This is a genomic window from Serratia sp. CY84636 (assembly GCF_052166245.1).
GTDB lineage: Bacteria > Pseudomonadota > Gammaproteobacteria > Enterobacterales > Enterobacteriaceae > Serratia > Serratia nevei.
In genome coordinates this window covers 242,135-260,127 of record NZ_JBJNOX010000002.1, presented here as the reverse complement: position 1 = coordinate 260,127, position 17,993 = coordinate 242,135, and the positions used below count along the sequence as shown (strand labels likewise).

At 57.3% G+C, this 17,993-nt stretch carries 24 protein-coding genes; 7 read left to right on the top strand and 17 right to left on the bottom strand.

The genetic code is table 11. The annotated features are described in order from the left end of the window. Positions 1-55 precede the first annotated feature (55 nt). The gene (locus ACJ8QI_RS05715) at positions 56-985 is read right to left on the bottom strand and encodes a sugar ABC transporter substrate-binding protein (RefSeq protein WP_033642730.1); all 930 of its coding nucleotides are present in this window, start codon (positions 983-985) and stop codon (positions 56-58) included. Positions 986-1,469: 484 nt separating this feature from the next. Between ACJ8QI_RS05715 and ACJ8QI_RS05710 the strand changes: the two genes are divergently transcribed. The 3 genes from ACJ8QI_RS05710 to dcuR all read left to right on the top strand — a co-directional run bounded on the left by ACJ8QI_RS05710 (position 1,470) and on the right by dcuR (position 4,763). Continuing rightward, positions 1,470-2,312 (top strand): class I fructose-bisphosphate aldolase, encoded by an 843-nt coding sequence (locus tag ACJ8QI_RS05710; protein WP_047727766.1) that lies wholly within the window; start codon positions 1,470-1,472, stop codon positions 2,310-2,312. A 125-nt stretch (positions 2,313-2,437) separates the two neighbouring features. Continuing rightward, entirely contained in the window at positions 2,438-4,051 is a 1,614-nt protein-coding gene (locus tag ACJ8QI_RS05705) for a sensor histidine kinase (RefSeq protein WP_442532193.1), read from the top strand. Further along, positions 4,044-4,763: a two-component system response regulator DcuR gene (dcuR, locus tag ACJ8QI_RS05700; RefSeq protein ID WP_442532192.1), complete on the top strand. Its 720-nt coding sequence runs from the start codon at positions 4,044-4,046 to the stop codon at positions 4,761-4,763. The genes ACJ8QI_RS05705 and dcuR overlap by 8 nt, the downstream gene beginning before the upstream one ends. 112 nt (positions 4,764-4,875) lie before the next feature. Here the strand turns inward: dcuR and ACJ8QI_RS05695 are convergent, their stop codons facing one another. The 7 genes from ACJ8QI_RS05695 to fabV all read right to left on the bottom strand — a co-directional run bounded on the left by ACJ8QI_RS05695 (position 4,876) and on the right by fabV (position 8,737). Beyond that, entirely contained in the window at positions 4,876-5,136 is a 261-nt protein-coding gene (locus ACJ8QI_RS05695) for a hypothetical protein (RefSeq protein ID WP_442532191.1), read from the bottom strand. A gap of 33 nt (positions 5,137-5,169) precedes the next feature. Then, positions 5,170-5,595 carry a hypothetical protein gene (locus tag ACJ8QI_RS05690; protein ID WP_142590495.1) on the bottom strand — a complete coding sequence of 142 codons (426 nt, stop codon included), beginning with the start codon at positions 5,593-5,595 and terminating at the stop codon, positions 5,170-5,172. Positions 5,596-5,656: 61 nt separating this feature from the next. Further along, entirely contained in the window at positions 5,657-5,956 is a 300-nt protein-coding gene (locus tag ACJ8QI_RS05685) for a hypothetical protein (protein ID WP_442532190.1), read from the bottom strand. 170 nt (positions 5,957-6,126) lie between these two features. Next, a complete protein-coding gene (locus tag ACJ8QI_RS05680; protein ID WP_261423608.1) occupies positions 6,127-6,366 on the bottom strand; it encodes a hypothetical protein in 240 nt (79 codons plus the stop codon). Between the two features lie 227 nt (positions 6,367-6,593). Further along, positions 6,594-6,809 (bottom strand): helix-turn-helix domain-containing protein, encoded by a 216-nt coding sequence (locus tag ACJ8QI_RS05675; RefSeq protein ID WP_025302459.1) that lies wholly within the window; start codon positions 6,807-6,809, stop codon positions 6,594-6,596. Between the two features lie 7 nt (positions 6,810-6,816). After that, positions 6,817-7,380 (bottom strand): DUF2975 domain-containing protein, encoded by a 564-nt coding sequence (locus tag ACJ8QI_RS05670; protein WP_033642723.1) that lies wholly within the window; start codon positions 7,378-7,380, stop codon positions 6,817-6,819. Between the two features lie 157 nt (positions 7,381-7,537). Further along, positions 7,538-8,737, bottom strand: coding sequence for an enoyl-ACP reductase FabV (gene fabV / locus ACJ8QI_RS05665; RefSeq protein ID WP_230490440.1), 1,200 nt, complete (start codon positions 8,735-8,737; stop codon positions 7,538-7,540). 286 nt (positions 8,738-9,023) lie between these two features. Here fabV and ACJ8QI_RS05660 point away from each other — a divergent pair, with 286 nt between their 5' ends. Then, complete coding sequence (locus ACJ8QI_RS05660) at positions 9,024-9,326, top strand: hypothetical protein (RefSeq protein ID WP_016928136.1); 303 nt, start codon at positions 9,024-9,026, stop codon at positions 9,324-9,326. 50 nt (positions 9,327-9,376) lie between these two features. Here the strand turns inward: ACJ8QI_RS05660 and ACJ8QI_RS05655 are convergent, their stop codons facing one another. The 6 genes from ACJ8QI_RS05655 to ftnA form a co-directional block, all read right to left on the bottom strand. Beyond that, positions 9,377-9,727: a DUF4377 domain-containing protein gene (locus ACJ8QI_RS05655; protein WP_164113194.1), complete on the bottom strand. Its 351-nt coding sequence runs from the start codon at positions 9,725-9,727 to the stop codon at positions 9,377-9,379. A 135-nt stretch (positions 9,728-9,862) separates the two neighbouring features. Beyond that, positions 9,863-10,270 carry a hypothetical protein gene (locus ACJ8QI_RS05650; RefSeq protein ID WP_102984833.1) on the bottom strand — a complete coding sequence of 136 codons (408 nt, stop codon included), beginning with the start codon at positions 10,268-10,270 and terminating at the stop codon, positions 9,863-9,865. A 489-nt stretch (positions 10,271-10,759) separates the two neighbouring features. After that, positions 10,760-11,101 carry a YebY family protein gene (locus ACJ8QI_RS05645; protein WP_025302452.1) on the bottom strand — a complete coding sequence of 114 codons (342 nt, stop codon included), beginning with the start codon at positions 11,099-11,101 and terminating at the stop codon, positions 10,760-10,762. A 69-nt stretch (positions 11,102-11,170) separates the two neighbouring features. Continuing rightward, on the bottom strand, positions 11,171-12,052 hold the full coding sequence (gene copD / locus ACJ8QI_RS05640) for a copper homeostasis membrane protein CopD (RefSeq protein WP_442532189.1): 882 nt from the start codon (positions 12,050-12,052) through the stop codon (positions 11,171-11,173). Between the two features lie 2 nt (positions 12,053-12,054). After that, positions 12,055-12,471 (bottom strand): CopC domain-containing protein YobA, encoded by a 417-nt coding sequence (gene yobA / locus ACJ8QI_RS05635; RefSeq protein ID WP_046686875.1) that lies wholly within the window; start codon positions 12,469-12,471, stop codon positions 12,055-12,057. 292 nt (positions 12,472-12,763) lie between these two features. Next, entirely contained in the window at positions 12,764-13,282 is a 519-nt protein-coding gene (gene ftnA / locus ACJ8QI_RS05630) for a non-heme ferritin (protein ID WP_102984835.1), read from the bottom strand. Positions 13,283-13,626: 344 nt separating this feature from the next. Between ftnA and ACJ8QI_RS05625 the strand changes: the two genes are divergently transcribed. After that, positions 13,627-13,857, top strand: coding sequence for a DNA polymerase III subunit theta (locus ACJ8QI_RS05625; RefSeq protein WP_033638067.1), 231 nt, complete (start codon positions 13,627-13,629; stop codon positions 13,855-13,857). Between the two features lie 33 nt (positions 13,858-13,890). Here ACJ8QI_RS05625 and pip read toward each other — a convergent pair whose 3' ends face one another. Both pip and ACJ8QI_RS05615 read right to left on the bottom strand, forming a co-directional pair. Next, on the bottom strand, positions 13,891-14,844 hold the full coding sequence (gene pip / locus ACJ8QI_RS05620) for a prolyl aminopeptidase (RefSeq protein WP_038875880.1): 954 nt from the start codon (positions 14,842-14,844) through the stop codon (positions 13,891-13,893). Between the two features lie 156 nt (positions 14,845-15,000). Further along, entirely contained in the window at positions 15,001-15,396 is a 396-nt protein-coding gene (locus ACJ8QI_RS05615; protein ID WP_336842904.1) for a RidA family protein, read from the bottom strand. A 148-nt stretch (positions 15,397-15,544) separates the two neighbouring features. Here ACJ8QI_RS05615 and ACJ8QI_RS05610 point away from each other — a divergent pair, with 148 nt between their 5' ends. Continuing rightward, positions 15,545-16,441, top strand: a complete 897-nt coding sequence (locus tag ACJ8QI_RS05610; RefSeq protein WP_442532188.1) for a LysR family transcriptional regulator — start codon at positions 15,545-15,547, stop codon at positions 16,439-16,441. Between the two features lie 4 nt (positions 16,442-16,445). Here ACJ8QI_RS05610 and dksA read toward each other — a convergent pair whose 3' ends face one another. After that, positions 16,446-16,871: an RNA polymerase-binding protein DksA gene (dksA, locus tag ACJ8QI_RS05605; RefSeq protein WP_049270193.1), complete on the bottom strand. Its 426-nt coding sequence runs from the start codon at positions 16,869-16,871 to the stop codon at positions 16,446-16,448. A 424-nt stretch (positions 16,872-17,295) separates the two neighbouring features. Between dksA and exoX the strand changes: the two genes are divergently transcribed. Next, positions 17,296-17,964 (top strand): exodeoxyribonuclease X, encoded by a 669-nt coding sequence (exoX, locus tag ACJ8QI_RS05600; protein ID WP_004928833.1) that lies wholly within the window; start codon positions 17,296-17,298, stop codon positions 17,962-17,964. The last annotated feature ends 29 nt before the right edge of the window (positions 17,965-17,993 follow it).

Here is a 17,993-nt window from a genome sequence, read left to right as displayed (position 1 = left end):
CCCACGTTTTCCGCCGCGCTCGCCCCACACCGGCGCCCGCGGCGGGCTTCACGGCTTATTTCTTGTTTTTATCGGCGAATTGCTGGTAATTGGCCTGGGTGATCAGCTGGTAAGGGATCAGCACGTTGCTCTCCACTTTCTCGCCTTTCACCAGTTGAACGGCGGTCTGCACCGCGCCTTCGCCCTGGCCTTTGGCGTCCTGGAACACGCTCAACGCCAGATCGCCCTTCTTGATGAACTCCAGCGCGTCCGGCGTGCCGTCAACGCCGGCCACCAGCACGCCGGATTTCTTGGCCTGCTTCAGCGCCAAAATAGCGCCGATGGCCATTTCGTCGTTGTTGGAGGCGATGGCGTCTATCTGCTGGCCGGACAAAATCCAGTCGGTGGTAACGTCCACCGCCTCTTTGCGGAAGAACTTGGCGGTTTGCTTATCGACTATTTTGATGCCGGGATAGTTGGCCGCCACCTCTTCCACGCCGCGGGTGCGGTCGCGCGTGGCTTCACTCGACAGCTCGCCCATCAGGATCATCACGTTGCCCTTGCCGTTCATCAGCTTGGCCAGCGCTTCCATCTGCAGCTTGCCGGCCAGCTTGGAGTCGGAGCCGACGTAGGCCATGCCGGCCGGCAGCGCCACTTCCGGCTTGCGGTTGACGAACACCAGCGGGATCTTGGCCTTCTCGGCCAGCTTAATCATCGGCTTGACGCCCTGGGTATCCACCGGGTTGAGGATGATGGCGTCGACGCCCTGGCTGACGAAGTTTTCGATTTGTTGAATTTGCTGCGCGATATCGCCTTTGGCGTCTTCGAACTGGCCGCTGACATTACCGTCGGCCTTCATTTTGTTTTGCATCGACTGGCGCAGAATGGTGAGGAAGTTGTCATCGAAGTAAGCCATGGAAACGCCGATCTTGATGTCTTTCGCCAACACGCTGGCCGGCAGCATGCACATCAGTACCGAGGCGGCGATCAGTTTCTTCAGCTTCATGTTCGTTACCCTTTAATCGTTAGAATGAAGAGGTCTGTTGGTTGACAGCTAATGAAAAATATTTTTTACATTCAAACAACAATACGGTCGGTGTTATCCCTTTGATACGGCGAATTTACCGCGTTATCGCCGTATAAAGGTCGTTGGAAAAATGGTGATCAATATCTCAAAACAGATTAAAAACAACCAATTGAAATAAACCCCTGGCACAACAAACGGCACCTTCAGCACGTTTTTAAATGTTTATTTCATAATTTAGATTATTGAAACTTTTTAACCCAAACAAGCGAAACATGCATTTTGGAATGTCTTATTAACAAAAACATGACACGGATCTAACAAATGAAATGAAAGCCGCCGGCGAGCGTTCCTCTTTCGTGCGCCGGCAAAAACTGCGAGCGGCCACGCAGTTTGCGGTTTCCGCGTTTCCCGACCATCCTTACTCGGCAATAATGGACATATCCCTATCTCAGGAGGACCTGACATGCAGCTCAGCAGTAAGGTGCGGATGAACCGCCTGTTCAACAACGGCAAGTGCCTGGACGTGGCGATCGATCACGGCATCGCCAACGAACCGGATTTCTTGATCGGCCTGGAAGATATCGAACGGGTGATGGGCAACCTGATCGCCGCGCGCCCCGACGCCATTCAGGTCAACTACGGCCAGGCGGATCTGCTGCAGCGCGCGCCGCAGCGCGAAAAACCGGCGCTGGTGATGCGCACCGACGTCGGCAACGCCTATAACGCCGCGCGCCACCGCGAAATGTGGGCGGTGCTGCACAACCCGGAGGCGCCGATCCTCGCGGCGCTGCAAATGGACGCCGCCGCGGTGGTGGTCAATCTGTATATGATCCCGGATGAGCCCGGCATTTTCCGCCAGTGCGTGGAAAACATCGGCCGCCTACGCCACGCCTGCGATCAATACGCCATGCCGCTGATGATTGAACCGCTGGTGATGGCCCCGGCCGGCCAGGGCGCCGCCTACGGCTCGCTCGGCGACGTGGAGAAGATCGTGCCGCTGGTGCGGCTGGCGCGCGAGCTGGGCGCCGACATCATCAAGGCCGACCCGACCGAACGCGTGGAAGACTTCCATCGCGTGGTCGAAGCGGCGCGCTGCCCGACGCTGGTGCGCGGCGGCGGCAAGGGGGAGCTGGGGCCGGTGCTGGAGAAATCCGCCGCGCTGATGGCCCAGGGCGCCTCCGGCATGGTTTACGGCCGCAACGTCTATCAACACAGCAATCCGTCGCAGGTGGTGCGCGCGTTGATGGCAATCATCCATCAGGGCGCCAGCGGCCAACAGGCGCTGGAGATCTACCACCAGCAGTGACCCGCTTTTGTAACTAAAATAACCCCCTGCTCCCCCGGCAGCATGCTATAACCTGCTGCCGGTAACTGCAGCTTGCCTCATTCCTCGCTAGAATACGCCGTGATATCGCCATTCGGAGAACCGCCATGCCAAAACAACGGGTGCCGCTCAAGCTGAGCACCTCCATCACGCTGATGGTGTCCGCCATCATCGCTTCGGTGCTGCTGGTGGTATTCGCGCTGTTTTTCGTGCAGATGAGCCGCGAGGGGCAAGATCAGCTGCAGCAGAAAGCCATCGCCGTCGCCAATACGCTGGCGCTCTCCAGCACGGTGGTTGACGGCCTGCAGCGGCGCGACCAAAGCGGCGCCATTCAGCGCTTCGCCGAGCAGGTGCGCCATCAAAACGAGCTGCTGTTCGTGGTGGTGGTGGATATGCAGGGTATCCGCTATTCGCACCCCAAACCCTGGCTGATCGGCCAGCATTTTATCGGCGACGATCTGGCGCCCGCGCTGCAAGGCAACGTCAACAGCGCCATCAACCGCGGCACGCTGGCCCCGGCGCTGCGGGTGTTCGTGCCGGTGTATGACGCGCAGAAACAGCAAATCGGCGTAGTGGCGCTCGGCATCGCGCTGGATACCGTGCAGCGGGTGGTGGCGGAAAGCCGCTGGATCATCTATTGGACCATCGCCTTCGCCGCGCTGGTCGGCAGCCTGGGCACCTTCTTCCTGGTGTCCGCACTCAAGCGCATCATGCTGGGTTTCGAGCCTTACGAAATCTCCAACCTGTTCGAACAGCGCAACGCCATGCTGCAATCGATTAAAGAAGGCGTGATCGCGGTCGATAATGAATCCCGCATCACCATCGTCAACGACGAGGCCAAGCGCCTGCTGCGCCAAAGCGGCCCGGTGGAAAACCTGCTGCTGGAAGCCGCCAGCAAGCATTGGCCGGCGCAGCTGCATCTGGCGGAGGTGCTGGCCAGCGGCAAACCGCTGCGCGATCGGCAGATCAGCTTCAACGGCAGCGAACTGCTGACCAATACCGTCCCGGTGATCGTCAACGGCCAGGTGACCGGCGCCATCGCCACCTTCCGCGACAAGACCGAGGTCAGCCGCCTGCTGCAGCGCCTGAGCGGCATGGCGCACTACGCCGATGCGCTGCGGGTGCAGTCGCACGAATTTATGAACAAGCTGCACGTGATACTCGGCATGCTGCACATGAAGGCCTACCAGAAGTTGGAAAACTACATCATCAATACCGCCAGCAACTATCAGGAAGAGATCGGCGCGCTGCTGCGCAAGATTCACTCGCCGGAAGTGGCGGGCTTCTTCATCGGCAAGATCAGCCGCGCCCACGAAGCCGGCGTTGAGCTGACCATCGAGGAAACCAGCCTGCTGCCGGAAACCGACGACGCGGAAACCACCCATGTGCTGATCAGCGTGCTCGGCAACCTGATCGAAAACGCCATCGACGCCATCGACGGCGTTGAGGGCCACGAGATCGGCCTGAGCTTCCATCACCACGACGATCAATTACACTGTATCGTCAGCGACGACGGCCCCGGCATCGATCCGGCGATCGGCGCGCGCATCTTCGAACACGGATTTTCTACCAAGGGAACGGGACGCGGCATTGGCCTGGCGCTGATCCGCAGCCATCTGGAGAAACTGGGCGGCAGCATCGATTTCGAATCCGAACCGGGCGAGCTGACCCAATTTTTCGTGCACCTTCCCTATCAGGCCAAGAGCAGAGCCCATGATTAACGTACTGATTGTCGACGACGACCCGATGGTGGCGGAGCTGAACAAATACTACCTGAGCCAGGTCAGCGGTTTTCACTGCCAGGCGACGGTCGCCACCCTGAACCAGGCGCGCGCCCTGCTGGCCGATGCCGACGTCAGCATCGATCTGGTGCTGCTGGATATCTACATGCAGCAGGAGAACGGGCTGGATCTGCTGCCCGGCCTGCGCGAACTCGGCGAGAAGACGGATGTGATCATCATCTCCTCCGCCAGCGACGTGAACACGGTGCAAAAGGCGCTGCACTACGGCGTGGTGGATTACCTGATCAAGCCGTTCCAGTTCAGCCGCTTCAAGGAGGCGCTGAGCCACTACCGGCAACAGTCGCAGCTCTTGTCGCAGCGCGAGTTTTCGCAGGCCGACGTCGACAGCCTGCTGCGCCGCCAGCCCGGCGGCCAGGAGAGCAAGAAGCTGCCGAAGGGGCTGACCAGCATCACCCTGAGCACGGTGTGCGAGTGGATCGAACAGCAGCACGACAGCGAATTCTCCACCGACAACCTGGCCAACGCCATCGGCATTTCGCGGGTGTCCTGCCGCAAGTACCTCATCTATCTGGCAGAGAGCGGCATTCTCGGCACCCGTATTCTGTACGGCGCCACCGGCCGACCGGTCTATCTGTATCAGTTGAAACCGGACGCGATCGCCATGCTGAAAGAGCATTGCCGCCCGGCCTAAACGACGCCGGGCGCAGAAAGCGCCCGGACGTTGAAGGCTAGAAGTTGTGCATGTAACACTTCGCCTCGGGGTGAGGATCTTTCGAGTGTCTGCGCAGGCAACGCTGCTTTTTCTACTGCTGTTCCAGGTTCCGCTGCTGCCGCTCGGCGGCCTCTGCAGCCTCGCGCTGCTGTTCCCGTGCAATCGCCTGCTCGTTGACCAGCGTCAGGTTATCGACATTCCACACCTTGTGGCGCAATGCGTCGCGCTTTTTCTGGTACTCCTCGGTGATCTTACTGTCCTTCGGCGCCACTGCATGGTATTCCAGATCCACCCGCGCCTGCGCGAAGCTGGCGCAACACAAGGCCATGCCGGCCAACACTATCATTTTCATCGATAAACTCCTGACAAGTCCCTGTTCTCATCTTTAGCAATTCAGCGGTCGACCATTCAGCCAGGCCCGGCAATATGCGCCGACAAACGGCCGATGCGGCCCCATCAGGGACGTCCGCCGCAGACGCAGCGACAGGCAGCGGACAATATCGGCTCCCTGTTCACAGGCCGATCGGGCGCTCTGGTGCCCCTGCGCAGAACGTCTCGCCGTTTTCTGCGTTTGCAACCGCATTTCCAACGCTTCCCGCTCCGCACGCAGCCGCGCCAGCTGCATGCGCTCCGCCTGAATCTGTTCAGCCAACCAAATATGCTGCAACAAGCCATCCAGCCGCGCCGGGCATCCCGCCGCCGAAGAACTTTCCGTCGAGGCGCCGGGCGAGGAATGACGATCGATGAACGCCTGACTGCAAAATGAGGCCAACAGTGCCAGCGCCGCAGCGATTAACGAGGGTAGTTTCAATACACAAGCTCCATGAATAAGCCGACTGGGGCGCGCCACGAAAAATGACGCAGAGAACCGTTCAACAGCCATTGAGTGAAGACACATGAGGCTCTGCGGGATCTGGCGCATGTTGCCCTCCCGTCGCCGGCGTTTTCGCGTTTTCGGCATCGCATTCGACCAGACGCGCCAAGGTTTCAGCCTCGTTCTCCGTGGGTGGGCTCGGCACCGCCATCTCTTGTCGCAGGCCATGCGCCAGCTCTTTCAATTTCTTCTGAAACAGCACGGGAGAAATTCCCTCGCATTGCCGATCGTAGCGGGCCGCATTTGCTTGCAGACTCAACAACGACATTATCAACATGGCGACAATACGCTTTGTCATTGAAAACTCCTGTAATGATGTCTGGGTATGTCGATATAAACTCAACAAGCAGAGATTCATCGTTTAAAGATAAATAACGCATCGGAAAAACAGAGTAGCGAATTAATAATAAACCGTTCCACAATATCTCTGAGATAACGTTTGGCGCCACGCCGAATAAAGAGTGGTGATTAGCGCTCCCCTATTTTCGACCAGTCCAGCGTACCGCCGATACCGACCCGGCCTTCATTCAGCACGGAAGCGGCGGATTCGCCGGCGATAATACGCTGTTTTTGTTCTCGCGTTGCGGGCTGCGGTGCTCCCCAATTCCCCCAGTGAGTGGAGGAGGATGAGGATGAAACAGTGGGGTAAATGGCACTGCATCCGTTTAATACCAGACACAATGCCAGAAGATAATTACGCCATGTCATACTATTCCCCTTAAAATAACGCCATTGGCAGTGACGGTAAATGAAAAATGAGTTTATTTAGTTTAATAACGCTCGCCGCATGCCATCGCCTGCGACAAAAAGAATACGCCGGTGTTAATCACCCGTTATTTTAATTAACCTGAATAAAACAAATATCGCTCAATAAGATAACGCTAATCGCAGAAATGGGCCAACAGGTTCAGCGCACTTCCGAGTGCGCTGGGATCTTACTCTTCGCCGTCCGGCTGCCAGGCCAACAGATCGCCAGGCTGGCAGTCGAGAATGCGGCAGATCTTGTCCAGCGTTTCCAGCCTGACTCCCTTGACCTTGCCGTTTTTCAACAGAGACAGGTTTTGCTCAGTGATCCCCACCTGCTCCGCCAGCTCCTTTGAACGCATCTTCCTTTTGGCCAACATGACATCAAGACTTACGATTATTGCCACTCTATTCTCACACGAAAGAAAGCTGTTCTTCATTCAGCCGCAACGCTTCCAGAAATACCCGGCTAAATACCAGGATTGCGCAGCCTACGATCAGCGAGCGCACCGACTCGCTATTGACGCCATAATAAAGGATAAACAGCATTTTTTCATCGGCGGTCAATACCATCACCTGCAGCAGACCGGCTAACGACGGGAACAACACATCGACGATCAGCAAGATGCCGATGATCTGCAACAGCACCATATTGTTGCGATGCCACACGTTGCCGCGGAAAAATTGATAAAACAGCCCGGCGCCGCACAGCAGCGCGCTGTAATAGGGCAAATAACCGAGCATGTCGATAACCAGCGTGGCGAACAGCGCCCAGCGTTGCTGCGGGATCGCGTAGGCAAGCAGCTCCGGGTAATATTCCCGGTAAGAGGCGACGATATCGCGATAGGCTACGCCCTGCAGCCAGTCCCGCACGATGATGAACATCTCAACGCCGGTGCTGACGATCAGCATCGCCATAATGAGCAAACACAGACAACGCACATACAGCGGCAGATGGATCCTTGGCGCAGCGCCCATAATTTTCTATCCCTTAATCAACAGCAATAAATTATCGTAAAACGATAATTTATTACTGTCAATAATCAAGTGGACTGATGAGTCAGGCGGTGGTCGCCAACGCGCGGACAATAAAAAAGGCCGGGCTAACCCGACCTTGTTTGACTGCTCGACGCGCTTAGACCAGCTCGATCACATCGAAGTTGGCTTCGCCGCTCAGATCGGCGTCGTAGTCAACGCCCTGCAGACCAAAGCCGAACAGGCGCAGGAATTCCGCCTTGTAGCCCTGGTAATCGGTCAGTTCGTTGATGTTGCTGTCGTTCAGCTGCTGCCAGATTTCACGGCAGGTTTCCTGCACGGCGTCGCGCAGTTCCCAGTCATCCAGGCGCAGACGGTGTTTCTCGTCGGTGTCCGGCGCCACGCCGCTGTACAGCTTGGTCGCGAACAGACGCTGGATCTGCTCGATGCAGCCTTCGTGAATGCCCTGCTCCTTCATGATTTTGAACACGATGGAGATATACAGCGGCATCACCGGAATGGCAGAGGAAGCCTGAGTCACTACCGACTTGAGCACCGCAACGTAAGCCGCGCCGCCTTTGGCCTGCAGCTTCTGGTTGATGGCCTGCGCCGCGCGATCCAGATCTTCTTTCGCCTTGCCCAGCGTGCCGTGCCAGTAGATTGGCCAGGTCAAATCGGTACCGATGTAGGAGTAAGCGACAGACTGCGCGTTATCCGCCAGCACGCCCGCTTCGTCCAGCGCGTCCATCCACAGCTGCCAGTCCTGGCCGCCCATCACCTTCACGGTGTCGGCGATTTCTTGCTCGTTGGCCGGCTCGACCACGGCTTCAACCAGCACGTCTTTGTTGGTGTCCAGCGCGACAGATTTGTACGGCTCGCCGATCGGCTTCAGTGCGGAACGCACCACTTCGCCGGTTTCCGGCATTTTGCGCACCGGCGAAGCCAGCGAGTAAACCACCAGGTCAACCTGACCCAGGTCTTTTTTGATCAGGTCGATCACGGTCTGACGGCACTCGTTGGAGAATGCGTCGCCGTTGATGCTTTTCGCGTACAGGCCTTCTTCTTTAGCTGCCTTGTCGAAACCGGCGGAGTTGTACCAACCGGCGGAACCGGTTTTGCCTTCGCTGCCAGGCTTCTCGAAAAATACGCCGATGGTGGCCGCACCGCTGCCGAAAGCGGCATTGATGCGCGAGGCCAGACCGTAACCGGTGGATGCACCAATGACCAGCACCTTTTTAGGCCCGTTTTTCAGTTCGCCGCGCGACTTAACGTAGGCGATTTGCTCACGGACGTTGGCTTCACAGCCTGCCGGGTGAGCGGTGGTGCAGATAAAACCACGAATTTTAGGTTTGATAATCATAGTAATTTTTTCTTGGTAGCTAAAAACCGAAGGACAATATACCTGATTTTCTCGATATACTTAAGAAAGTGCGAAAACAAGCGCAGTGAACAGACCAGTTTAGTCGAGGGATCAGGGTTGCCCAACTCCGCATCGTGATGCCTCCACGCGCCACGCTTCGCACCCTCAGCGCGTTCAAGCCTTCCCTCTTCAAATCAGCAAAAGTTGATCATGCTTCTGGCGTTGCGTTATGGTGTGGCTGTTTTTCGGTCGAATATCAGGGAAGATAAAATCACCAGGAACAGTGATGGAACCAACTTTATATTATATTCTTTCTACTCTCGCCGCCGCGGCCTGTCTGGCCGTGAAATACGGCTTCAGACCGCCTCTGGGTTCCAAGGGTTATGTCGTTCTGGTTACGATATGTTTTTTAATCCTTTGCTGGCAATTTACCCTTTTTGCCAACGGCAACGCGATGTTTATTGCTGACTCTGAAACATGGACCAAAGAAAATTGGCCTCTACGCTACTGTGCGTTGGGGTTTGCTCTTGCACATGCCTTCGCCACTTTCGAATCCTCCAGAAGAAAGAAAAAAGACAAACTTTCCTGAAGTCGTCACCACCAAATGAAACGCCATTTGGTGGTGACAAGGTAGATCCATTACGCCTTGTTCTTTTCCAGCTGCTCAATCAGCGTATAACGCAGCGATGAGGCATCGGCCGGCACGTTCTCCACCGGGGTAACAAGCACTTTCAGCCGATACTGATAACCCGGTTCGAAGGTGAAACCCTCGATGCCGGTATAGAACAACTCCCACGGCTGCTGCGCGGAGCGACGCACCTGCATACACTTCATCGGGCCGACGCCCACGCAGTCCACCAGCGCGCTGTTCACGAGCAACACTTCCGTTTGGCCGCCTTTCTCGTTAACGGGCTGATTCATCGAGGTTCCCTCCTGGCTGCAGCCGGCCAGCGCGGCCAACGCAACAAATAACAACGCTTTAATTTTCAATGTACTGCACCAATAGTCATGTAGGTCAGGCGATCCTAACAAATTGACTGGATGAATTGAACCTTGCTCCGTATCACAGGAGCGACATTATTCGTTCGCGTTTATTCTCCAAACTCACGCGTTACAGGACAGCGGTCATGACGGTACGCTGTCGTTTTTATCATCGCCATCAATGAGAAAACCGGCATCACGAATCGCCGCCTTCACCTGCCTGGCATCCATCACCGCCGTTTTCACATAGCCAAAAAAGGCTACCCGCGTGCCAGGCAGACGGACTGGCGTCGCCAGTTGGACACTGAGTTCGAGATTGCGCTGCGCCATCAGCTCAGCACGCGCCTGCCAAAACGCGGCGAGATCGGAGGGAGTTTCAGTGGTTGTTTCGAACCGAGACGCCAATTCGCTTAGCGCCTCCCACTCCGCCAACAGGGCGGCAACCACTTCGGGGTTGGCCATCTTCCCCCAGTCAGAGGGTAAAGCCCCCTCACGCCACGCCTCGAGATAGCCGGGCAACGCCATCTTCAACTGGCTCAACCGATCGTTCAACGCTGGTTTCCTTTTACAACACCTAATGCTTTGATATTCCCCATAATGCCACTCTCATTTAACGGTGATGGGAGCAATGATCGGAGCTTATCAGCGCCATAAATGACGTAATAACTTTTGGTGCGGCGAAATTAGCGATATGTGCGGGTGGGGAATAAGGATGGAGATCGGGTTGGTGGCTATGACTCGAAAAGAGGAGCGGGGATTGCTGGTGGTGCCTTAAATGAAATTTCCTTATAAATCAATCACACAAAAAAAGACCGAATACGATTCCTATATTCGGTCTAGGGAAATGGCTCTTGGGAGAGAGCCGTGCGCTAAAAGTTGGCATTTAATGCAGGGCTTGTTCAGCCGTGCACTTTAAGAGTAGCCTACCGCGCCAGTTTTGCCAGCCGCCCGGCGGCCGCGTGATAGTTTCGTGACGAAATAACTATGCGGCAAATGCGCATCAATCCGCGCACGTTGGGCAAGGCGTTGGCAAACAAGCGGTTAGTCAGCGCACAGCTTCTCGGCGCGTTCAATGAACGGCGCCAGGCTCATTTTTTTCCCCGGTTCGGCAGGGTCGTCCAGCAGGAGCACCTCCAGCGGTTGCGCGCGCTGATGGCCTTTCTTCACCTGCTGCTCCGCTGCGTCGTTGAGCGGGTATTGCATCAGAGTGCTGTTGTTGAGCACGAACAGCGCGCCGCCGCTGCGGCACTGCAGCGTCACTTCTTCCTTGGTGAACGCCCACTGTTTGCCGTATTCCAGTTTGGTGATGTTCACCAGTTTGTCTGCCGCCAGCGCGCCGGTCGCGGTTGCCAGCAGCGTAATGCCGAGTAATACCGATTTCATGTGTTGGCCTTAAGGTTGCTATTCACGTCGATTTTCCCGCAGCTTGCCCTGTTGCGGCAAGCCGAAATGTCAAACCGGCGCATAGGTTGCAAATAAACTGACCAGCAGCAGCACCGCCCCCCCCAGCCCGACTTCGAGCCAGCAGGCCAGCACCACGCCGTGCTGCGCCAGCGCCGGCACGCGGCTCATTGCCGGCACGATGGCATAGCGATTGGCCAGCGCCACCATCACCATCAGCGCCACCAGCGCGGTTTTGATCAGCAGCAGGCGCTGATAAGGCGAGCCGAGGTTGAGCGGCCAACCGCCGAGAATGATCAGGCTGTTGACGATGCCGGTGACGATCACCGCCGCCACCGCCAGGTGCCCCCAGCGCGAGAAACGGATCAGCGTGGTGATGGCGTCGCTACGCCACTGCGGCGGCTGCAGATAGCGCAGGCAAACCAGCAGCGGCGCCAGGCAGCCGAACCAGTAACCGGCGGCCAGCAGGTGCACCGCATGGTTGGCGCAGTGCAGCACGCCCAGCGTGCCTTCGTGCATCGCCGCGTGGCCGATGAACGCCAGGCTGACCAGCAGCAGCGCCGAACACAGCGCCAACGCCTGCGCGCGCGGCCTTTCCGGCAGCAGCAGGCTCAGGATCGCCAGCAGCGACAGGCCCAGATGCCAGCGCCACACTTCGCCGAAGGTGGTGCCGAGCACCGCCCACCAGACCTCCAGCCGCCAGGCGTCTTCCCAACCGTCGCCCATTTGCCCGGCCTGAATGGCCAGCAGCGCCACGGCGGAAAGCCCGGCAATCCAGGTGCCGGCAAGCAGCAGCGGGCGCACATCGCGGGAGAGGATCGGGGAGAGGCGCTGCGGTGACAATAAGGCGGTGAACAGACTGATGCCGAACATCAGCATCACCGCCGCAAAGTGCACCAAGCGACACAGAACGAACAGGGTCGCCAGACTCACGATCAGTTTACGGTGAAGCTGTACTGGCCTTTGGTTTTATGCCCGTCGACCGAAACCACATGCCAGCTGACGTTGTATTTGCCCGCACTCAGTTCGCCTTCGATCGGCACATTGACCTGGGTGTTGTTGTTCGGATCGAGCTGCAGCTTGCCGGTTTTCACCACGGCGTTGTCTGGGCCGGTGATTTTCACGCCGCTGAAGTTCGGCTCGATGCCTTCGGAGAAGCTGAGGGTCAGCGCTTTCGGCGCCGGGCTGACGCTGGCGTCGGCCTTCGGCGTTTCCACTTTCAGATGGGCGTGCGCCAGCGCTTGCTGCGAAGACAGGCCGACGAACAGGACGAAAACGGTGGAAAGCAGGCGACAGGAGGAACGAATTTTACCGATCACAGTGGTATCCCTTAACAGTATAAAGAGGGTCATAAGGGTTAAGGCCACAGCCAAGGCGATGTATCAGCGGCCCCAACCCACCGCAAGTGATTGCGCCACGGGTAAACAGAAAAACGGGTTGTATCGGCTAACCCGCTGTTTTGACTCTACCATCCCTGTAGCGTATCGCGGTAAATCATAACGACCACGCTGCGGCAAGTCGAGCGCATCACTGGCATTTTGCGATCCGGCAGCACGTATCGCCGCATAACCGCGATAAACGCAGGGTAAAAAAAACCGCGCGTCAGGCTCGCCCGCGCGCGGTTTTTCGGTGTTCTGATGCGGATTAAGCCTGGCCGTTGCCGCCCTGGCCCATCGCGCCCATTTTCTTCAGATCTTTGTCGATGAAGAACAGGCCTTTGCCGCTGGTGCCCACCAGCGCCAGCTTATCCAGCACGGATTTGAACAGTTTCTCTTCTTCGTGCTGCTCCGCCACGTACCACTGCAGGAAATTGAAGGTGGAGTAATCGTGTGCGGTCATAGCGGCGTGCGCCAGTTCGTTGATCTGACGGGTGATCAGCTGTTCGTGTTCGTAGGTCTGCTGGAACACGTCCGCCAGCGATTCGAACGACACCGGCGGCGCGGCGATGGTGCCCAGCAGCGGCAGAGAGCCGGTGTCGCTCAGGTAGTCGAACAGACGTTGCATATGCTGCATCTCTTCCTGAGAGTGCTCTTTAAGAAATGCGGCGGCGCCTTCAAAGCCTTTATCGCTGCACCATGCGCTCATCTGCAGGTACAGGTTGGCGGAGTAGAACTCCAGATTCAGTTGCTCATTCAGCTTTTGAGTCATTTCTTGCGTCAGCATAATGATTCCTTTTATTTTGCAGGTCATGAATTTAATTTCCGCGCATTATGCCCTGCTGCCGTAAAAATAAAAACACCTTATTTACACTCAAATCACATTAATTATAAAAATCATATATATCAATGAATTAAAATATCAACACCACATTGAGAATTAACATGATAATTATTTTCATCTTTTATTTTAATCAAAAAGCGAATCATTCTTATTTAAAAGAATAAATAGATTGCATTACTCCCGGACAAATATCGCCCGCAGCAGCGGCGCAACGGGCTTGCCAAGCGCCGCCGGGTGGATTACCTTCTGCGCAGGTTCAAAGCGGCAAAGTAAGTAAGGAGCATAGCGTGGGTTACAATCTGGCCGAGCTGTCTAAAGAAGAGATGGACCGGGTGAACGTGGATCTCGCCGCCTCAGGCGTGGCGTACAAAGAGCGCTACAACATGCCGGTGATCCCGGAAGTGGTGGAGCGTGAGCAGCCGGAAGCGCTGCGCGACTATTTTCGCGAGCGCGTGGCGCACTACCGCGCGGAATCCCACAGGTTTTCGCGCCTGCCTTACGAGCCAAAGGTCAAATAACAAAAAACCCGCCGTAACGGCGGGTTTTTTACGTCACTTGCCGGCGAACCGGTCGGTGGCGATCATCAGCTGGTGCAAGATGCCCGGCTCATCAAACGAATGCCCCGCTCCTTCCACGATATGCAGTTCCGCTTCCGGCCAGGCCTTGGCCAGATCCCAGGCGTTCTGCACCTGGCAGGCCATGTCATAGCGGCCGTGGACGATCACCGCCGGAATATGGCGGATCAGCGGCACGTTGCGCAGCAGCTGGTCATCACTCTCCAGGAAGCCCAAATGGGTGAAATAGTGGTTTTCAATGCGGGCGAACGCCAGGGCGAAATCATCCTCACCGAACGAAGCGGATTCGCGGCTCGGCAACAGCGTCACCGTCTCCCCTTCCCACACGCTCCACAGCTTGGCCGCTTCGAGCTGCACCTGCGGATCGGCCGAGGTCAGTCGCTGCCGGTAGGCGGCGATCACGTCTTTACGCTCGTCATCCGACAGAATGGACAGCACGCGCGCCCATTTGTCCGGGAAGAAGCGTGACGCGCCGTCCTGGTAATACCAATGCAGTTCCTGCTTACGCAGGGTGAAGATGCCGCGCAGCACCATTTCACTGACGCGCTCCGGGTGGGTCTGCGCATAGGCGAGCGCCAGCGTCGATCCCCAGGAACCGCCGAACACCAGCCATTGATCGACGCCGGCCATGTCGCGCAGCCGCTCGATATCGGCCACCAAATGCCAGGTGGTGTTGTTGTCCAGGCTGGCGTGCGGACGGGAGCGGCCACAGCCGCGCTGATCGAACAGCAGCACCTTGTAGCGTTCCGGATCGAACAGCTGACGATGATGCGGGGAGATGCCGCCGCCCGGCCCGCCGTGAATGAAGACCGCCGGTTTACCGTTCGGGTTGCCGCTCAGCTCCCAGTAGATCCGGTGGCCATCCCCAGTGTCCAGCCAACCGCTGTCGTATGCTGCTAACGGCGGGTACAAACCTCGTAATTGTTCCATGGCGCTTTCCGTCTCTCTGTGAGTCATGCTTTCATCAAAGCGGAAGCCGCCCGGCAGGTCAACGGTAAAACCCGAAAACTCGAACGCGCGCCGAGAACTCGGCGCGCGTTTGCTCAAAATCGCAACGACCTGCCTGCAAAATGCCCACAGGCCCGATCAGTTAAGGTGCGCGATCGCACTGATCTCCACCAATTGATCGGGCGAAGCCAACCCGGTGACGCCGATCAGCGAACCGGCGGGCCGGTGATCGCCGACATAGCGCTTGAACAACGCAACGCACGGTTCAAAGTACGCCAGTACATCGGTCAGGTAGATCTCCACATACGCCAGGTTCGAACGTTCGGCACCGAATCCCTCCAATACCCGATCCAGATTGTCCAACGTCTGTTGGGTTTGCCGTTCGATATCGCCCGCGCCGACAAACTCCCCCTGCATATCATGGGAAAACTGCCCCGAGATGTAGAGGGTATCCTTGACGCGATAGCCTTGGGACACGCCATTCTCCTCTTCCCAAATGACCCCGTGGTGGTAGTGCGTGATGCCATTTTTCATGCTGTTTCTCCAACCGTTTATCGTTTCCATGACGACTATAATCGTTTGATTGGCGAATGGATGTCGTCACTGAAACGACGTTAAAGATGCATTTAATATATTGAATATGTTAAATTTATTGTCTTTTCACCGGTTCTCGGAGGGCAGCATGCTACGGGCGAATCTCAATGACATTCAGGTTTTCATGGCCGTCGTCGACGCCGGCAGTTTTGTCGCCGGCGGACAGACGATGGGGCTATCGCGTTCGGCGGCGGGCAAGGCCATCGCGCGTCTGGAGCAGCGGCTGAGCGTGCGGCTGTTGCATCGCACCACGCGTTCGCTTGGCCTGACCAACGAGGGACGAGAGTTTTATCGACGTGGCCTGCAGATCCTCGCTTCGGTCGACGATGCCGAGGCCAGCGTGGCTGGCGACAAGGGCACCGCACGCGGAGTGCTGCGGTTGACCGCCCCTTCCGCCTTCGGCAGACGGATCCTGTTGCCGCTGGTGCCGAAATTTCTCGTCGCCTGGCCTGAGGTGCAGGTGGAGATCAGTTTTTCCGATCGCCTGGCGGATGTCGTGGAAGAAGGGTTTGATTTGGCAGTACGGATCGGCGTCACGGCGCCGGATACCCGGCTGGTGTCCAGAACCCTCGCTAGGTATCGCGCCCTGCTGTGCGCCTCCCCCGCCTACCTCGCCGCCCGTGGCGAACCGCATACCGTTGAGTCGCTCGCCGGGCACGAGGCTCTGCTGTTCAGCAGCCGCAACCAAAAACAGCCCTGGCGGTTGCGTGACGAGCTCGGCGAATGGGTCAAGGCCCCAGTTCGCGGCCGCCTGCGGCTGGACAGCGGAGAAGCGCTGCACGATGCCGCTTTGGCCGGGTTGGGCATCGCGTATCTGCCGGAGTTTATGATTGCGGAGGATTTGGCCACCGGTCGTCTGCAGCAGGTGCTGCGCGCCGTGGAGGGTGAAGAAGTCAGGATTGTGGCGCTCTATCCGAATAAGCGCCTGCTGGAACCCCGCGTCAGGCGCTTTCTCGATCTCTTGGTGGATACGCTAGGCGGCTGAAACCTTACCCGCCTTTACGCATATGCGGCTCACGCATCTCCTGTGCGGTTTTCGCCTCGATGCTCAGCTCCGCCGTCGGGCGCAGCAGCAGACGCGCCAGCCCGATAGGTTCGCCGGTTTCCCGGCAGTAGCCGTACTCGCCGTTCTGCAATCGCGCCAGCGCCGCATCGATTTTCGGCAGCAGGCGGCTTTCGCGATCCAACTGGCGGAACAGCAGGCGCAGATCCTCTTCGCGCGCCGCCTTGTCGGCTTCATCGCCCGTCGCTTCGCCGCCGTCGATCTCTTTTTTCAGCTCATCGATGTGCAGCAGCAGCTTTTGCCGCTCGTCCTGCAACCGTTGGCGGAAAAACGCCCGTTGAACCGAGTTCATATAATCAGAATCCGGCATGGCCAGCAGTTGCTGCGCATCCGGTAACGTCATGACTGTCATTGCGCTCTCCCAACACCAAAAGTGTAATATTATAACATAATATTTATTTTTAGCACCCGGTCATCCAAAAACAAAATTTCATGCACAAACAGTCGGTTAACCTAAACCTGCACTTTGCCGCTTGCATCCTCTTGGCTTTAGGCGGTTAATGGCTGAGCAAGCCACCCAATCATAGGTAACGAGAGGCCATCATGAGTAAGGGAATGGATAGCAAAAAGAATGCGAAGAAGAAGCCGTTGAAAACCCCAGCTGAGAAACGTGCGGAGAAACGCGCCAAAAAAGCGCATCCGTCTGGTGAGTAAGCGTCCTTCCATCCGTCATTAAACCCGCCAAGGCGGGTTTTTTATTGCCTGTAGCGAGGGGGCGGTTGGCACGGCCGCCTGTGCCGGTTAAGCTGAAGCCTGACGGCAACGCGGAGGAAAACATGACGTTACGCGTAATAGATACCGAGACCTGCGGGCTGGACGGCGGCGTGGTAGAAGTGGCCTCCCTCGATCTGCTCGACGGTCAGTTAACCAACCCGATGAGCGATCTGGTCAGCCCGGATCGCCCCATCAGCCTCGACGCGATGGCGATTCATCACATCACCGAACAAATGGTGGAAGGTAAACCGCGCATCGCGGTGGCGATCGGCCGCTATCAGGGCAGCCCTTACTACGTGGCGCACAACGCCGCTTTCGATCGCGGCGTGCTGCCGGAGATGAACGGCGCCTGGATCTGTACCCTCAAGCTGGCGCGCACGCTGTATCCGGACATCAAGTACGGCAACCAGTATCTGCGCTATGCGCTGAACCTGGATGTGCAGCTACCGGCGGACGCCACGCTGTACCCGCACCGCGCGCTGTATGACTGCTATGTCACCGCCGCGCTGCTGCAACGCATCATCAAGGATTCGGGCTGGACGCCGGAGCAAATGGTGCAGATCACCGAACAACCGGTGCTGCTGAAGAAGTTCAAATTCGGCAAGTATCGCGGGCAGGAGATCGATCGCATCGCCCAGGAAGATCCCGGCTATCTGCGCTGGATGCTGAAATCCATCGACGATCTGAGCCCGGACATGAAGCACACGCTGAAATACTATCTGATTGGCTAACACGGCGGGCGGCACAGAGGCCGCCCGCC

Bases quoted from the DNA above. Each gene is read 5' to 3' on its own strand.
- ACJ8QI_RS05715 (WP_033642730.1), bottom strand. From the start codon at position 985: ATGAAGCTGAAGAAACTGATCGCCGCCTCGGTACTGATGTGCATGCTG.
- ACJ8QI_RS05710 (WP_047727766.1), top strand. From the start codon at position 1,470: ATGCAGCTCAGCAGTAAGGTGCGGATGAACCGCCTGTTCAACAACGGC.
- ACJ8QI_RS05705 (WP_442532193.1), top strand. From the start codon at position 2,438: ATGCCAAAACAACGGGTGCCGCTCAAGCTGAGCACCTCCATCACGCTG.
- dcuR (WP_442532192.1), top strand. From the start codon at position 4,044: ATGATTAACGTACTGATTGTCGACGACGACCCGATGGTGGCGGAGCTG.
- ACJ8QI_RS05695 (WP_442532191.1), bottom strand. From the start codon at position 5,136: ATGAAAATGATAGTGTTGGCCGGCATGGCCTTGTGTTGCGCCAGCTTC.
- ACJ8QI_RS05685 (WP_442532190.1), bottom strand. From the start codon at position 5,956: ATGACAAAGCGTATTGTCGCCATGTTGATAATGTCGTTGTTGAGTCTG.
- ACJ8QI_RS05680 (WP_261423608.1), bottom strand. From the start codon at position 6,366: ATGACATGGCGTAATTATCTTCTGGCATTGTGTCTGGTATTAAACGGA.
- ACJ8QI_RS05670 (WP_033642723.1), bottom strand. From the start codon at position 7,380: ATGGGCGCTGCGCCAAGGATCCATCTGCCGCTGTATGTGCGTTGTCTG.
- fabV (WP_230490440.1), bottom strand. From the start codon at position 8,737: ATGATTATCAAACCTAAAATTCGTGGTTTTATCTGCACCACCGCTCAC.
- ACJ8QI_RS05660 (WP_016928136.1), top strand. From the start codon at position 9,024: ATGGAACCAACTTTATATTATATTCTTTCTACTCTCGCCGCCGCGGCC.
- ACJ8QI_RS05645 (WP_025302452.1), bottom strand. From the start codon at position 11,101: ATGAAATCGGTATTACTCGGCATTACGCTGCTGGCAACCGCGACCGGC.
- yobA (WP_046686875.1), bottom strand. From the start codon at position 12,471: ATGACCCTCTTTATACTGTTAAGGGATACCACTGTGATCGGTAAAATT.
- ftnA (WP_102984835.1), bottom strand. From the start codon at position 13,282: ATGCTGACGCAAGAAATGACTCAAAAGCTGAATGAGCAACTGAATCTG.
- pip (WP_038875880.1), bottom strand. From the start codon at position 14,844: ATGGAACAATTACGAGGTTTGTACCCGCCGTTAGCAGCATACGACAGC.
- ACJ8QI_RS05615 (WP_336842904.1), bottom strand. From the start codon at position 15,396: ATGAAAAATGGCATCACGCACTACCACCACGGGGTCATTTGGGAAGAG.
- ACJ8QI_RS05610 (WP_442532188.1), top strand. From the start codon at position 15,545: ATGCTACGGGCGAATCTCAATGACATTCAGGTTTTCATGGCCGTCGTC.
- dksA (WP_049270193.1), bottom strand. From the start codon at position 16,871: ATGACAGTCATGACGTTACCGGATGCGCAGCAACTGCTGGCCATGCCG.
- exoX (WP_004928833.1), top strand. From the start codon at position 17,296: ATGACGTTACGCGTAATAGATACCGAGACCTGCGGGCTGGACGGCGGC.